The 14,756-nt window shown below is 42.9% G+C and carries 19 protein-coding genes and 3 pseudogenes; 9 read left to right on the forward strand and 13 right to left on the reverse strand.

What is annotated here, in order from left to right:
- Positions 1-6 precede the first annotated feature (6 nt).
- Positions 7-180: pseudogene (locus HWQ38_RS28320) on the forward strand (GNAT family protein); the annotation flags it as partial.
- 37 nt (positions 181-217) lie between these two features.
- On the opposite strand, the gene HWQ38_RS28325 reads toward HWQ38_RS28320, so the two are convergent.
- Together HWQ38_RS28325 and HWQ38_RS28330 are read right to left on the reverse strand one after the other, a co-directional pair.
- Positions 218-547 (reverse strand): hypothetical protein, encoded by a 330-nt coding sequence (locus tag HWQ38_RS28325; protein WP_292800568.1) that lies wholly within the window; start codon positions 545-547, stop codon positions 218-220.
- 205 nt (positions 548-752) lie between these two features.
- A complete protein-coding gene (locus HWQ38_RS28330) occupies positions 753-1,154 on the reverse strand; it encodes a fasciclin domain-containing protein (RefSeq protein WP_292800570.1) in 402 nt (133 codons plus the stop codon).
- Between the two features lie 83 nt (positions 1,155-1,237).
- Here HWQ38_RS28330 and HWQ38_RS28335 point away from each other — a divergent pair, with 83 nt between their 5' ends.
- Positions 1,238-1,366, forward strand: coding sequence for a hypothetical protein (locus HWQ38_RS28335; RefSeq protein ID WP_292800572.1), 129 nt, complete (start codon positions 1,238-1,240; stop codon positions 1,364-1,366).
- On the opposite strand, the gene trmFO is transcribed toward HWQ38_RS28335, so the two are convergent.
- From trmFO to HWQ38_RS28385, 10 genes and pseudogenes are all read right to left on the reverse strand, one after another.
- Positions 1,363-2,679, reverse strand: coding sequence for an FADH(2)-oxidizing methylenetetrahydrofolate--tRNA-(uracil(54)-C(5))-methyltransferase TrmFO (trmFO, locus tag HWQ38_RS28340; RefSeq protein WP_292800599.1), 1,317 nt, complete (start codon positions 2,677-2,679; stop codon positions 1,363-1,365). The genes HWQ38_RS28335 and trmFO overlap by 4 nt on opposite strands.
- 73 nt (positions 2,680-2,752) lie before the next feature.
- Positions 2,753-3,511: a Uma2 family endonuclease gene (locus tag HWQ38_RS28345; RefSeq protein ID WP_292800574.1), complete on the reverse strand. Its 759-nt coding sequence runs from the start codon at positions 3,509-3,511 to the stop codon at positions 2,753-2,755.
- Positions 3,512-3,634: 123 nt separating this feature from the next.
- On the reverse strand, positions 3,635-4,024 hold the full coding sequence (locus HWQ38_RS28350) for an HNH endonuclease signature motif containing protein (RefSeq protein WP_292800601.1): 390 nt from the start codon (positions 4,022-4,024) through the stop codon (positions 3,635-3,637).
- A 51-nt stretch (positions 4,025-4,075) separates the two neighbouring features.
- Positions 4,076-4,378: a hypothetical protein gene (locus HWQ38_RS28355; RefSeq protein WP_292800576.1), complete on the reverse strand. Its 303-nt coding sequence runs from the start codon at positions 4,376-4,378 to the stop codon at positions 4,076-4,078.
- A pseudogene (locus HWQ38_RS28360) lies at positions 4,378-4,470 on the reverse strand (addiction module protein); the annotation flags it as partial. The pseudogene HWQ38_RS28360 and the gene HWQ38_RS28355, both read right to left, overlap by 1 nt.
- A 9-nt stretch (positions 4,471-4,479) precedes the next feature.
- On the reverse strand, positions 4,480-4,608 hold the full coding sequence (locus tag HWQ38_RS28365; RefSeq protein WP_292800578.1) for a hypothetical protein: 129 nt from the start codon (positions 4,606-4,608) through the stop codon (positions 4,480-4,482).
- A 120-nt stretch (positions 4,609-4,728) separates the two neighbouring features.
- On the reverse strand, positions 4,729-5,352 hold the full coding sequence (locus HWQ38_RS28370) for a WD40 repeat domain-containing protein (protein WP_292800603.1): 624 nt from the start codon (positions 5,350-5,352) through the stop codon (positions 4,729-4,731).
- 111 nt (positions 5,353-5,463) lie between these two features.
- A pseudogene (locus HWQ38_RS28375) lies at positions 5,464-6,546 on the reverse strand (Uma2 family endonuclease); the annotation flags it as partial.
- Between the two features lie 30 nt (positions 6,547-6,576).
- Entirely contained in the window at positions 6,577-7,347 is a 771-nt protein-coding gene (panB, locus tag HWQ38_RS28380) for a 3-methyl-2-oxobutanoate hydroxymethyltransferase (RefSeq protein WP_292800580.1), read from the reverse strand.
- A 105-nt stretch (positions 7,348-7,452) separates the two neighbouring features.
- A complete protein-coding gene (locus tag HWQ38_RS28385; RefSeq protein ID WP_292800582.1) occupies positions 7,453-8,559 on the reverse strand; it encodes a two-component regulator propeller domain-containing protein in 1,107 nt (368 codons plus the stop codon).
- Positions 8,560-9,089: 530 nt separating this feature from the next.
- Between HWQ38_RS28385 and HWQ38_RS28390 the strand changes: the two genes are divergently transcribed.
- The 7 genes from HWQ38_RS28390 (at position 9,090) to HWQ38_RS28420 (ending at position 14,449) form a co-directional block, all read left to right on the forward strand.
- Positions 9,090-10,520 (forward strand): form I ribulose bisphosphate carboxylase large subunit, encoded by a 1,431-nt coding sequence (locus HWQ38_RS28390; protein ID WP_292800584.1) that lies wholly within the window; start codon positions 9,090-9,092, stop codon positions 10,518-10,520.
- A gap of 273 nt (positions 10,521-10,793) precedes the next feature.
- Entirely contained in the window at positions 10,794-11,201 is a 408-nt protein-coding gene (locus HWQ38_RS28395) for a chaperonin family protein RbcX (protein ID WP_292800586.1), read from the forward strand.
- Between the two features lie 46 nt (positions 11,202-11,247).
- Positions 11,248-11,586: a ribulose bisphosphate carboxylase small subunit gene (locus HWQ38_RS28400; RefSeq protein ID WP_292800588.1), complete on the forward strand. Its 339-nt coding sequence runs from the start codon at positions 11,248-11,250 to the stop codon at positions 11,584-11,586.
- A 197-nt stretch (positions 11,587-11,783) separates the two neighbouring features.
- Entirely contained in the window at positions 11,784-12,428 is a 645-nt protein-coding gene (locus HWQ38_RS28405) for a GDSL-type esterase/lipase family protein (RefSeq protein WP_292800590.1), read from the forward strand.
- A gap of 43 nt (positions 12,429-12,471) precedes the next feature.
- Positions 12,472-12,699, forward strand: a complete 228-nt coding sequence (locus tag HWQ38_RS28410) for a type II toxin-antitoxin system Phd/YefM family antitoxin (protein ID WP_292800592.1) — start codon at positions 12,472-12,474, stop codon at positions 12,697-12,699.
- Entirely contained in the window at positions 12,696-13,082 is a 387-nt protein-coding gene (locus HWQ38_RS28415) for a type II toxin-antitoxin system VapC family toxin (protein ID WP_292800594.1), read from the forward strand. Before HWQ38_RS28410 ends, HWQ38_RS28415 begins: the two co-directional genes overlap by 4 nt.
- A gap of 95 nt (positions 13,083-13,177) precedes the next feature.
- Entirely contained in the window at positions 13,178-14,449 is a 1,272-nt protein-coding gene (locus tag HWQ38_RS28420; protein WP_292800596.1) for a ribulose bisphosphate carboxylase small subunit, read from the forward strand.
- Positions 14,450-14,555: 106 nt separating this feature from the next.
- On the opposite strand, the gene HWQ38_RS28425 is transcribed toward HWQ38_RS28420, so the two are convergent.
- Positions 14,556-14,756: hypothetical protein (locus HWQ38_RS28425; protein ID WP_292800597.1), on the reverse strand; the 201-nt coding region annotated here is incomplete at its 5' end.

Consider the following 14,756-nt stretch of genomic DNA (forward strand, 5'->3'; position numbering starts at 1 on the left):
GGGTTACATCGCATCTTTGCAACTTGTCGACCAGAAAACATTGCCTCAGCAAGAGTTTTGCAAAAAATTGGAATGCAGCAGGAAGGATATTTGCCAGAACACCATTGGATTAAGGGAGAATGGCGAAACTCTTGGCTATATGCCATTCTTGAGCATGAATCGAGAGGCATCAAAGGATGATTTTTTGAAAATATCATCAATAGATACCCGATAGACTTCAGTTGAAAAGACTAGGACTGTTACTGTAGCGTCTTTGAAAAAGAATTGCAGCCAAATTAGCCACCAAACAGGTAATTGCTAGCCACAGCAAGATATAAGTAGGAGCCATCACCACGCCAATCAGGAACCAAGTATATACGTGCAGTATCATTACAGAAGCGAAAAAGCTGGCAATTCCCGCAGATTGCCAGACTTGATGCGATGGGCGACGTAACGCTACCAGGCTGATCGTTAAAATTGTCACAAGCAAATTCGCTGGTACCAGAAATGCACAAATACTTATGCAGTTGCCACGAGAGAAATCAGCTAAGGTGTTAAGATCGAGCATTAATTTATTGGGATAGATGTTAGCTTTTTAATAATTTAATTTATTTTATTTTAAAATAACGAAATATAGATTAACATATGAGTGAGTAATCACTTTACAAATATAACATAAATTAAACTAGTTGGCTGTGTTTTGATATTACCAATAGTTAGTTAATTCTAAAAATTTTGGATAACTAGGGTGGAAAACACCCACCCTAGCTGAATTAACCCGGTAAAATCACCGTATCGATAACGTGTATCACACCATTATCAGCTTCGATATCTGCTGCTAAAACTGTGGCATTTTTAACTTCAAAAGCATCAGAAGAATTAATTTTAATGGGTGAACCTTCCACAGAATTAAGCGTACCGAGTTCTGCTAAATCAGCTTTTAGCAGCTTTCCTGGAACGACATGATACTTTAAAATCCGCGTTAGCTGGGGAATATTCTGTAACAGAGTTTGGATAGTTCCTGCTGGTAACTTGGCAAAAGCATCGTCATTTGGTGCAAAGACAGTGAACGGCCCAGGACTTTTTAATGTTTCTACTAAACCAGCAGCTTGTACAGCCGCGACCAGTGTTTTGAAAGACTCAGCTGTAACAGCAATATCAACAATATCAGCCATATATTTTACCTAAATGTCTGCAAAAGATTTTAAAGGATAATAAACCTATTTAATGAGTGGCAGAGGAGAATAATTAATAACCAATGCCCAATACTTCTCTACGAGAGGCTGCGCCAACGACTTCGCTCAGTACAAGTGCCCAATGCCCAATACTTCTTTACGAGAGGCTACGCCAACGACAACGCTCAGTACAAGTGCCCCATGCCCATTAATTATGATTAGCTTTCCAGTTTGCCAAGTCAGTTAAAGAGCGATCGCGGTAACGTCCATAACGCTCCTGCTTACTTTTGATTTTCGCACCTAATTCGGGAAAAATCCCAAAGTTGGGCGGCATTGGTTGGAAATGCTTCGGCGAAGCGGAACTAATAAATTCCAATAACGCACCCATCATTGTTGTTGGTGGTAAAACCAAAGGTTCTTTACCCAAAGCTAGCCGCGCTGCATTAATTCCCGCCAAGCAGCCACCCGCCGCCGCCGCAGTGTAGCCTTCAGTACCAATCAACTGTCCAGCTGCTAACAATGTCGGACGCTCTTTAAATTGCAGAGTCGGATGCATTAGCTGAGGCGCATTAATAAAAGTGTTGCGGTGCATCACTCCCAGGCGGACAAACTCCGCCTTTTCCAAACTGGGAATTAGCTGAAATATTCGCTTTTGCTCACCCCAGCGCAGGTTTGTTTGAAATCCTACCATATTCCACAGTTGACCGGCTTTATCTTCTTGACGCAACTGTACCACAGCATAAGGACGTTCTCCGGTGCGAGTATCTGACAATCCCACTGGCTTTAGGGGGCCGTAGCGCATGGTATCTTCCCCGCGCTGTGCTAGTTCTTCTATGGGTAAACAAGCTTCAAAAAATTTCGCTGTTTCCCGTTCAAAACCTTTGAGTTCTGTTTGTTCAGCTTTACAAAGTTCTTCTCGAAACTGCAAATACTGCTCTTTATTCATTGGGCAGTTGAGATAAGCGGCTTCACCTTTGTCATAACGTGATGCCATAAAAGCAACGTCACGGTTAATCGATTCTCCCACAATAATTGGACTAGCCGCATCAAAAAAGCTGAGGTATTCCATCCCGGTAAAGCGGCGCAAATCTTCGGTTAAGTCGGGGCTAGTTAAAGGCCCAGTTGCCAAAACCACAATTCCTTCTGGAATCGCAGACATTTCACCCCGGCGAAATTCAATTAAAGGATGATGTGCTAAAGTTTGAGTCAAGTCTTGGCCAAATTGTCCTCTATCGACGGCTAGCGCCCCACCCGCAGGTACGGCGTGTTCATCAGCTTTAGAAATGACAATCGAACCCAGTTGACGTAACTCTTCGTGCAATAATCCAGCTGCGCGATCGCTTGCCATTGCCCCAAAGGAATTACTACAGACTAATTCTGCCAAATGTTCTGTATGATGAGCCGGACTGAAGCGTTTTGGACGCATTTCATGCAGAATTACAGGCACTCCAGCTTGGGCTATTTGCCAAGCTGCTTCTGTTCCAGCTAGTCCACCTCCAATTACTTGTATCGGTTCTTGTTCCATAGTTAAATTTTTAATTCCTATATCATAAGTATCCATCAGTAGCGACAGCATAACGCACCATCAACAGCAGCAATTATAAATTATCTGTGTCAATTCCCTTTTGTTTGAGTTTAGCTAACAATTCTTGATAGCGATCGCGCTCTTTTTTTAATTCCTGTAAAGCCGCTTCTTTTTCTTGTGAAGCCGCTTCTAATTCTTGTAAAGCTGCTTCCTTTGCTTGACGTTCCCGTTCTGCACGTTGGCGTTCTTGTTCCCGTAACTGGTCAATTTCTCCGGGGCTTAAAAACTTTTGTCCGGTGGGAGAAACAATTTCCAGGGTATTCGGTGTCAATATAAAACGGATTCCCAAACGCGGACTTACCCAGCCATTCATCTCTTCGATAACTTCAAAACTCTCCTCAGAACGGAGCAAGCCATTTAAATCATTCTTATCAGGATCATAAATATAATATTCTTCCACGCCGTAACGCTGGTAAAACTGCAATTTTTTGGTCATTTCTTTGAGGGTATTACCTGGCGATAGAATTTCAAATACTACCTGTGGAGGTATATTATCTTCATTCCACTGTAAATAGGAACTCCGTTTTCCTTTAGGTCTGCCAAAGACTACCATCGTATCGGGCGCTTGTTTAATATTAGGGTTTCCTTCAACTGGATACCAAAACAAATCTCCGGCGATAAATACATCAGCTGGCGATGCAAATAAGATTTCTAAATTTTCTTTAATTTTGACAATCCATGCAAATTGTTCTGTATTATCCGCCATTGGCTGTCCGTCGCTTTCCGGGTAGATGACTTCGATGGTGGTTTCTGGTGTGACTTGTTGTACCATTGCTGCACCTCCAAGTATGGGGTTTTTAGCTGGGATTTCTAGTTGAGATAGCGATCGCGTTAATATTGATTTTAGCTATAGATCCAGATAATCTTGATTGCAGATGTTAAGAAACTCTTCAAATTAATCATTAGGAGGATGCCAACCACTAATTGTCCAACGTCGTCGGGCAACAAGTATAACTGGATTATTCATTCGCAAGCAAATAATTGTCGCCCTACCAATAATAGTTAAATCTTCAACTGTTGTAGCATCAGAATTCCAAGTAAAATTATCAGACCATCTCTGTGTACGCGGATTAAATAGAGGCGTTGTTTCCCCAGTCAAAATGTCTATAGCTGCGGTTGAATCAGCTTTAAATTCATTGCAAGAGGGACAAGCCAAACAAAGATTTTCAAAGGTAGTTTCTCCACCTTTTGAGCGGGGTTGAATATGGTCATAGGTCATGGAAATACCGCTATTTGCTTCAGTAGTTAAGCAATAACAGCAACGTCCTTTATCGCTAGCAGCTATTTAATTTTTTAAGCTTTCAGGAATGTATTTAGACACAACAATTGGCGATCGCTATTTACAGCAGTTTTCATGTATTTTAACCACATCTGTCGTAGGGGCACAGAAAAAGATCATTGGTGTCAACTTAAGCCTTGGCGAATGGAATTCGCGGCTACACAAACAAAGTCCACCTCCGTGGACTAATACAAAATCAAGGATTCTTAACCCACCTCCGTGGGTTTTGCTTGTGTAGACGCGGTTTCTAACCGCCCTTTTAATGTTAAGTTGACACCAATTCTCGCGGCTGATATTGTCATAGTAAGCAACAGCATCATCTAATTCTTGTTTGGCATCAGGATGAAAATCATAAGCCATTACTTACTCCTGGAACGTAGCTCTCGCAACACCTGTTCACCAGAAATTAGAGTAACTTCGCCTTGTTCAACAGCTTGAAGTCTTTTCTCTGCTTCCTCCGCTCACAGAGTATCAATTTCTAATTGATTTTCAGCATCCAGACTTTTAAACAAATGTTCAGCAAGCATTGCTCTTAACCCTGGAGGTAGTGACAATGCAGCATCGAAGATTTCATCATAGGTGTTAACCATACTTTTTTCAGATTTAATAGCAGGTTATTGTGATTTTAGTTTAGGTTACTTTTTCTGTTTCTAGCTAAATATTCAAAACTCCTAACTCAGCACGGGCTAAACAACAGCTATCCGCTAACACTACTTTAGCCGCCAAATTTTGATTGTCCTGTCCTGACTACCACTGGCAAGAGTTTTGCCATCTGGGCTGATGGCGACGGAATTAACCAAGTAATAATCCTTAGTGAGAGCGCTGATTTCTCCTGTCGCCAGATTCCACAGTTTGATGCTCTTCCCACTACTACTGACAAGGGTTTTGCCATCTGGGCTAATGGCGATATGCAGGCTAAAATCCCTAAGAGTGCGGATTGTCTTTCCTGTTGTTAGATTCCACAGTCTGATGGTGTTGTCATTACTACCACTGGCAAGGGTTTTGCCATCTGGGCTAATAGCGACCGACTTAACGGACTCAGTATGCCCAGTGAGAGTGCGAATTATCTTTCCTGTTGCCAGATTCCACAGTTTGATGGTCTTGTCATCACTACCACTGGCAAGGGTTTTGCTATCTGAGCTAATGGAGATGGAATCAACCGAGTCAGAATGTCCAGTGAGGGTGTAAATTTCTTCTCCTGTCGCCAGATTCCACAGTTTGATGGTCTCGTCATAACTAGCACTGGCAAGGATTTTGCCATCTGGACTAATGGCGACGGATTTAACCGAGCGAGAATGTCCATGCAGAGTCTTAACTAGAGTAATTTGTGAGATATTTGCAGGAGTGAAACCAGGTTGAGGAAAATTACTTAATTTTGGTGTTGGTTTGAGAGTTGGGGCTACTGAAGGTAGTGGCGGGGAATTTAAATCTTGTAAAACTTCCTCAGTTGACTGATAACGCTGCTGGTATTCTTCTTGCAACAATCTATCCAGCATCCGCCCCAAATCCTGACTCACTGGTTGCTGTAAATACTGTCTCCAACTAGCAACCCAACCATAACCTTGTCGTTTCCACAGTTCCCAAGGGTGAATTCCACTCAACAGGTGAAAGCAAGTTGCACCAACATTATATAAATCACTGGCTGGGTAAGCTTCACCTCCTTGCATTTGTTCCAGTGGCGCATAACCAAAGGAACCGATCGCTGTTCCTGGTTGCGTCATCACCCTTGCTGTCAGTTGTTTGGATACACCAAAGTCAATCAGCACCAACTTACCATCACCGCGACGAATGATATTCTCTGGCTTGATATCGCGGTGAATAACTTTTTGTTGAGCTTGTTCTTTTTGCTGTCTCTCCAAATCTGCTCTTTCTTCACCAGAGAGTAATAAATTTCCCTGATCATCCCACCAACGCAACCAAGGTAATTCCAGATTCTGATAGCGACCTTGCCAAATACCTAACTCTACACCAAGGGCGTTGATGGGGTAATGTCCTCGTTCGTTTTCTAGGACTAGTTCATAGTGGTCTTCTATTAGGTGATACACTTCTACTCGACTGTGGCGCACTTCGTAAATGCCATAAAAGGCAGGTCGAATTGCTTGCTCGTAAACCCAAAATTTTCCCGTCTAAGAAGTTTTGTCACGTTCTTCTGAACCATCACCCGATACAAACTCCAATACAATCAAAGGTGGGATAATTTCTTGCCATAATACATAAGAACGTCGTGTTTGACCCTTTAAAAGTGGTGGCACATTAGGCACATAAAACCAGTCTGGTGCTTCTGCACCTCTTTGTGGCGGGTCTATGATCCGCCAATAAATGCCAGAATCTTGACCAATGCAATAATTACCTTCTGGATGATGCTTTTGTAATATTGGTTGAATCGAATCTGTAAGCAGAATACTTTGGGGATATTCTTGAAAATTTTTGCCTCCAGCACGCTCCGCGAATACAAATGTGCCATCAGACTCAGGTAACTGAGTATGGTCTGGTAAAGTGGTTGGCAGTACTTCAGGTGTAGTAGTCATAGAAATTTTGCCTCAACTCAGATTCTACTATTATGGAAACTTCCGATCGCGCACTTCCACAGCATAATCTTGCACAGCTTTGGTAATTGTCTCCCGCAAGTTTGTATAAACTTTGGCAAAGGGTGGACGTTTCTCTGTAAGTCCAATGACATCTGAAGTAACTAAAACTTGTCCATCGCAATGAATTCCTGCACCGATACCAATTGTCGGAATGCTCAATTTTTGTGTAATCTGCATTGCTAAATCTGCGGGGATATGCTCTAACACTAGAGAAAATACACCAGCTTGTTCCAGAGCGATCGCTTCATTTAAAATTCTTTCACCCGTTTCCTGGCTCTTTCCTTGTTGTCGCAAACCCAGTTGATGTATTGATTGCGGTGTTAAACCTACATGACCCATTACCGGAATTCCGGCTTGTACTAAACGACCAATAGTTTCAGCGATCGCTGGATAGCCACCTTCCAATTTTACCGCTTGAGCGCCTGTTTCCTTCAATACCCGCCCAGCCGAATGCATCGCTTGCTGGAGACTTTCTTGATAGGTCAAAAATGGTAAATCTACAACCACTAATGCGCGTTTAACTCCTCGACGCACAGATTTTGCGTGATATATCATTTCATCCAAAGTTATGGGTAGTGTTGTTTCATACCCTAGAACTACTGCCATAGAGTCACCCACGAGGATTAAGTCTACACCAGCTGCGTCAAGGAGTTGAGCGATCGCATAATCCCAGGCCGTCAACGCCACAATTGCACGTCCCTGTTGTTTCCATTGAATTAATTGCTGGGTAGTGATTGCCATGTTTTGAGTGCTGAGTAGTGAGTGCTGAGTGCTGAGTGAGAAGTGAGGAGTTTTGAATTTAAAAATTCTTTAACTTATAACTCCTAACTCCTAACTTTTAACTAATCATTTAACGGCGTGACTGAAAGCAATATGGGGTTTTGCACTACCCATTTTGGGCATTAACCAAGCTAAACCTTCACTAGTGCCGATCCATAATTTATTGCTAATGTCAGGTGCAAGGGCAAGAACCCGACTAGAAGGAAGTCCAGCAACTTCTGCATCTAACACAGCTCCTGTATTTGGATTTAATCGTAACAAACCATTATTAGTCCCGACCCAGACACTACCATCTTTAGCAAAACGTACCACTGTCACATTACGCCCACGCAGACGAGTTACAGAGCGCAACACTGCACCAGTTTTTGGGTTAATAACAAGCAAATTATTCGGCATTCCCGCCCAAATCAATCCTTCTGGACTAATAGCTAAAGCTTGTACAGTCGTCCCTGGCAAATCTGCTATCCGCTTCATAATCGCAGCACTACCAGTATTTACCCGCACTAATCCATCAAGAGTGCCAACCCACAGCTGACCTTCAGCATCTAAAGTCAAGGCGTTGGCGCTAACACCAGGGAGATTTTTTAATGTTGTCATAATCAAGCCTTGGTCGGGACTAATTAGAGCTAAACCATTATCGGTTCCAACCCACAAATAACCCCGCTTGTCAAGTAACAGAGACAACACCCGTTTAGAAGGCAAAAATAAATTCTGCGCGGTGATTTCGTTAGTGCGGGGGTCTACTCGGATCAGTCCCTCAGAACTTCCCACCCACAAACGTCCTACTTTGTCTTGGGCTAAAGCACCAATCGCAACACTTGGCAAGCTAACACGAGAAATAATCTTGCCGGTTTTAGGATCAATCCGCGATAGTCCCCGCCCAGAACCGACCCAAAGATTGCCTGTAACATCTGCCAGTAAGTTACCCACACGATAATCAGTTTTTGGCGAATGTTCTTGCACTCCCCGTTGATCGGGCAAGGTTTCCACTCGCGGTGGCGGTGGGGAAAGTGGGTAAGCAGGGGTTACATCAGACGAATTAATCTCAGGGGTTTTTTGTGCCCATCCCATACTTGGCGAAGCGATCAACCCCAGCAAAATAGAAGTAATCAATAAACTAGTATGCTTGCAAAACAATACCACGGTGACATTTCCTTTGGAGACAATACCCATAGCCACTACCTAAACTCGCTTTGGGTTAATTCCAGTGTTCCCCTAGCTGAGATTTTTTAAACGTCATAGGCAATTTTTCTCAAATTTAATCAGTATTGGGCATGGGGCAAAGAATTCTTGTAACTCCTCACTCCTGTACAGACGCGATTAATCGCGTCTGTACTCCCCACTCCCCAAAAACTTCTTTACAGTTATTAATGACGTTTTGTAAACTTTTTGTAACAAAATGTTTAAATCTTTCTGTGATAACAAAATTAAATAGATAAGTTAAAAACTTTCAAAGAATAACTTATCAAATTATTGATATATTGTGAGACAAGCTACAAATTACGTGGTGTGCAATTCTTTTTTCTTTCGTAGAAGTAGGGAGGGCTACTCCCTTTCTTGACGCTTGGGGACTGTTGGAGCCGACTCCCTTGGATGAAGCAAGAAGCAGACCCTCTGAAGAGGGGGAAGGAGCGGGGTGAGGAAAAGTTGCACAGAACGTGATTTGATTAATTAAAAAGACTGACTTGTGGGAAGGATAAAATATGTCTTACGCTCAAACTAAGACTCAGAGCAAAACTGGGTATAAAGCCGGGGTTCAAGATTACAGACTAACTTATTACACACCGGATTACACACCTAAAGATACAGACATTTTAGCGGCATTCCGTGTTACACCTCAGCCGGGAGTTCCCCCCGAAGAAGCAGCTGCGGCTGTAGCGGCTGAGTCTTCCACTGGTACTTGGACAACTGTGTGGACAGATTTGCTCACCGACCTCGATCGCTACAAAGGTCGTTGTTACGATATCGAACCAGTTCCTGGTGATGACAACCAATTCATCGCCTACATTGCCTATCCCTTGGATTTGTTTGAAGAAGGTTCTGTAACTAATATGTTGACCTCCATTGTGGGCAACGTATTTGGTTTCAAAGCTTTGCGAGCGCTACGTCTGGAAGACTTGCGGATTCCTGTAGCTTATCTGAAGACTTTCCAAGGGCCTCCCCACGGGATTCAAGTTGAGCGTGACAAGTTAAACAAATACGGTCGTCCTTTGTTGGGTTGTACAATTAAGCCCAAATTAGGTCTTTCGGCTAAAAACTACGGACGCGCTGTATACGAGTGCTTACGCGGTGGTTTGGACTTCACCAAAGACGACGAGAACATCAACTCCGCACCATTCCAAAGATGGCGCGATCGCTTCTTGTTTGTATCTGAAGCTATTTCCAAGGCTCAAGCTGAAACTGGTGAAATCAAAGGTCACTACCTAAACGTCACCGCCCCCACCTGTGAAGAAATGCTGAAGCGGGCTGAGTTCGCTAAAGAACTCAAACAGCCCATCATCATGCACGACTACCTCACCGCAGGTTTCACCGCCAACACCACATTGGCTCGTTGGTGTCGTGACAACGGTATTCTGTTGCACATTCACCGCGCTATGCACGCCGTAATTGACCGTCAAAAGAACCACGGTATCCACTTCCGCGTTTTGGCTAAGGCGCTACGGATGTCCGGCGGCGACCACATCCACACCGGAACAGTGGTTGGTAAGCTGGAAGGTGAACGCGGGATCACAATGGGCTTCGTTGACCTATTGCGTGAAAACTACATAGAACAAGACAAGTCTCGCGGTATCTACTTTACCCAAGACTGGGCTTCTCTACCTGGTGTAATGGCAGTTGCTTCCGGTGGTATCCACATCTGGCACATGCCTGCACTCGTAGAAATCTTTGGTGATGACTCCGTGCTGCAATTTGGTGGTGGTACTCTCGGTCATCCTTGGGGTAATGCTCCTGGTGCTACAGCTAACCGCGTAGCTTTAGAAGCTTGCGTCCAAGCTCGTAACGAAGGTCGCAACTTGGCTCGTGAAGGTAACGACATTATCCGCGAAGCCGCTAAGTGGTCTCCTGAATTAGCCGTTGCTTGCGAACTGTGGAAAGAAATCAAGTTCGAGTTTGAAGCTATGGATACCGTCTGATCAAAAGTTAGGAGTTAGAAGTAGAGACGCGACGCCAGTCGCTACAACGGGGAGGCAGCGCGATCTTCTCCCAAGGGGAGACGCTAAAAGCGATAGCGCAGCGTTAGCGAGTCATCGAGCGTCTGGGGATTTCCCCCATGAGTGACTGCCGTGGGAACCCCCGCAACGCGCTGGCTCATTAATCGCGTCTGTAACAAGAGTTAAGAGTTACATTAATTCATAACTCATAACTCTTAATTCATAACTCATAACTGTTGACGGCTGGGGTCAAGCATGAATCTTAAGCAAATTGCGAAGGACACAGCCAAGACTGTCCAAAGTTATCTGACTTATCAGGCTCTAAGGACAGTGTTGGCACAGCTAGGCGAAACGAATCCTCCATTAGAACTTTGGTTGCATAACTTTTCGTCTGGCAAAATTCAGAATGGTGAATCATACATTGAGCAACTGTTGCAAGAAAAACCAGATTTGGCTTTGCGAATCATGACTGTCAGGGAACACATTGCGGAAGAAGTCATCGATTTTTTACCGGAAATGGTTCGCACTGGCATTCAGCAAGCCAACATGGAACAGCGTCGCCAGCATTTAGAACGCATCACCCGAATAGACACATCAAACCCCAGTCTGCAACCAGAACAGCAAGCAAGTTCAGATCCGAATTTAGATAACTTATCGAATTAGTTCGGTCAACCTAGTAGTAAAAAATCACAACCCATTATCAAAAGCTATGCAAACTTTACCAAAAGAGCGTCGTTACGAAACCCTTTCTTATCTGCCCCCCCTATCTGATGCTCAAATTTCCAAACAGATCCAGTACATTTTGAATCAAGGTTACATTCCAGCGATCGAGTTTAACGAAACTTCTGATCCTAAAGAATTTTATTGGACAATGTGGAAGTTGCCTTTATTCGGTGCTAGATCGACTCAAGAAGTATTGAGCGAAGTTCAAGGATGCCGTTCTCAATTCAGCACCAGCTATATTCGGGTTGTGGGTTTTGACAACATCAAACAGTGCCAAATTCTCAGCTTTCTTGTTCACAAACCCAACAAACCCAACAAATACTAAAGTTAACAAGCTTTAAGTAATTGGTTTATCCCCATAGGAGAGGTAGAATTATCTGCCTCTCCTATTCGTTAGATTTGTTTTGAAACGCAGAGGAACGCATACCACTTCGTGGAAGCAAGCTACGCAAAGCGTCTCGCAGAGAAGGAAAACGCAGAGTAACGCGGAGTTATTCTCTACGTTTTTTAATAAGGTAATAAATGGAATTACAGCATCTACCGGAAGTAAGAATTTGCTTTGTTGGGGACTCTTTTGTTAATGGTACTGGCGACCCAGAATGTCTTGGTTGGACAGGCAGGATATGTGCTAATGCTAATAAAAAAGGCTATGATATCACCTACTATAATTTAGGAATTAGACGAGATACGAGTACTGATATAGCAAAGCGTTGGTTACAGGAAGTATCACTTCGCTTACCCAAAGAATATGATGGCAGAGTTATATTTTCCTTTGGGTTGAATGACACAACACTAGAAAATAGTAAAACTCGCGTAGATTTAGCAGATTCTATCAAAAATACCCGTGAAATTTTAAGTGAAGCTCAAAAGTTATACCCTGTGTTGATGGTTGGTTTTGCGCCATATACAGAACAAGAAAACTCTCAAAGGAGGCAGAGAAATGCTGATTTATCTAAACAGCATGCTTGGATTTGTAATGAATTAAATGTACCTTATTTAGATGTTTTTCCGATATTAGAAAAATCAAACATCTGGATAAATGAGGCAAAAGCTAATGATGGTGTTCATCCTCAAGCAAGCGGTTACGCAGAATTTGCCCAAATTGTAGAAAATTGGGACGCTTGGTTAAATTGGTTTCCTTTAATTCAATCGAGAATTCAAAGTTAGGATAGTGGTAGCACTTTAGTCTTTCTATCCAAAGGTAGGAATTATGCAGCAAATTACTCTCGCTGAAGCATCTCAAAACTTACCTGAGTTGATTGAAGCAGCACTCAGTGGTGAGGAAATTATTATCATCAAAGATAATCAACCTGTTGTGAAGTTAACTCCTGTATCGCCAGTTAAACGCCGCCGTCAACCTGGAAGCGCCAAGGGTTTAATTACAATATCTGATGACTTTGATGCACCACTCGAAGATTTTAAGGAATATATGGAATGATCTTACTGTTGGATACACATACTTTTATTTGGTATGTGACGGACAATTCAAGAGTTAGTAATCAAGTTCTAGAGTTAATGAATGATGAGAATAATGAAATTTTGCTAAGTATAGCTAGTCTCTGGGAAATAGCTATTAAGCAGAATTTAGGAAAGCTTAGTTTCAATCAGCCATTTGAGATATTCATCACACAGCAACTCAACCTTAACGATTTTAGGTTACTCGATATCAAAATTAGCCACGTTACTGTTGTTGCCACACTAGCTTTACATCACCGCGACCCATTCGACCGGATTTTAATTGCACAGTCGGTAGTTGAAAATCTCCCTATATTGAGTGCTGATAAAATTTTTGATGCATATCCAATTAGACGTATATGGTAGATAGCGCTTTTTTTCTACCAAAAGATAGATAAATAAACACTAATCACAAAAAAAACTTAACATTACTTTAAGCACTGCTAGGCAAAGATAATTATATGGGTTATTACATCGCTCCCCGCTTTCTGGATAAACTCGCTGTCCACATTACCAAAAACTTTCTCAAGCTTCCTGGTGTGCGAGTTCCCGTGATTTTGGGTATTCACGGACGCAAAGGAGAAGGCAAAACATTTCAATGTCAATTAGTCTTCGAGAAAATGGGTATCGAGGTAACTAACATCTCTGGCGGCGAATTGGAAAGTCCAGATGCAGGAGATCCGGCGCGGTTGATTCGGCTGCGCTATCGGGAAACTGCGGAACTGATCAAAGTACGCGGGAAAATGTGTGTACTGATGATTAACGATTTAGATGCAGGTGCTGGACGCTTTGATGAAGGCACTCAATATACTGTAAATACGCAGTTGGTGAATGCCACACTGATGAATATTGCTGATAATCCTACAGATGTGCAGCTGCCTGGAAGCTATGATTCTACGCCTTTACGTCGTGTGCCGATTATTGTCACGGGTAATGATTTTTCCACTCTCTATGCACCGTTAATTCGGGATGGACGGATGGAGAAGTTCTACTGGGAACCAAACCGAGACGATAAGGTGGGAATTGTCAAGGGGATTTTTGAACCGGATGGACTGTCACAGAAGGAAGTTGAACAGCTAGTTGATACTTTTGTCAATCAGTCTATTGACTTTTTTAGCGCTTTGCGATCGCGCATTTATGACGAACAAATCCGCAACTACATCCATCAAGTAGGTTTTGAGCGGGTATCGTTGAGTGTGGTTAACAGCGTTGAAGGACCACCAGAATTTAAAAAGCCAGATTTCAAGCTGTCTCACTTAATCGAGTCTGGTAACTTCCTCGTTGGTGAACAAAAACGGGTGGAAAATTCCCATTTGGTTGATGATTATAACCGACTCAATCGAGGTAGAAATTCTGATCAATCTCCACCACCTGCTGTAACACCAATTAGTCAGCCGTCAAATGCTGCAACTGAAAAAGCAAAAACTAATGGATTCCCGAAACAAGAAATATCGAGTCCACATTTAACCCTAGAGACACAAGGACAAATTCGGGAACTCTTATCTCAAGGTTATAAAATTAGCATTGAACACGTAGATGAGCGCCGTTTTCGCACAGGTTCTTGGCAAAGTTGTGTTCATAGCCACATTGATAGCGAGTCTGATGCAATCTCAAATTTGGAATCAACTCTGACAGAATATAGCGGTGAGTATGTGCGCTTGGTAGGTATTGATCCAAAAGCCAAGCGGCGGGTGGTGGAGACGATTATTCATCGTCCGCATGGGATAAATTAGGCGTAGATAAATGATAAAGTGCGATCGCTACCCAAAAGTCCTCCAAAACCTCACCCTGTCCTATCGGACATCCCTCTCCTTAGTAAGGCTAAGGTGTACACACAAGTCATTGAATTACCCAAAACAAAAGATATTGGTGACAACTTAAAGCGATCGTCAAAATGTCAAGTGGGGTGTGGAGATAAGTCCAAAGTGTTTGGTTGTCGGGATTTAGGTTGATATTTAACAATACCCAAATCCCGATTTTTGGGGAACTCTTGTGGGGTGGGCAGCGTTCGACTGACTTGTACTGACTTTGCCTGCCCTG

It is taken from the genome of Nostoc sp. NMS7 (assembly GCF_017115085.1).
Lineage (GTDB): Bacteria > Cyanobacteriota > Cyanobacteriia > Cyanobacteriales > Nostocaceae > Nostoc.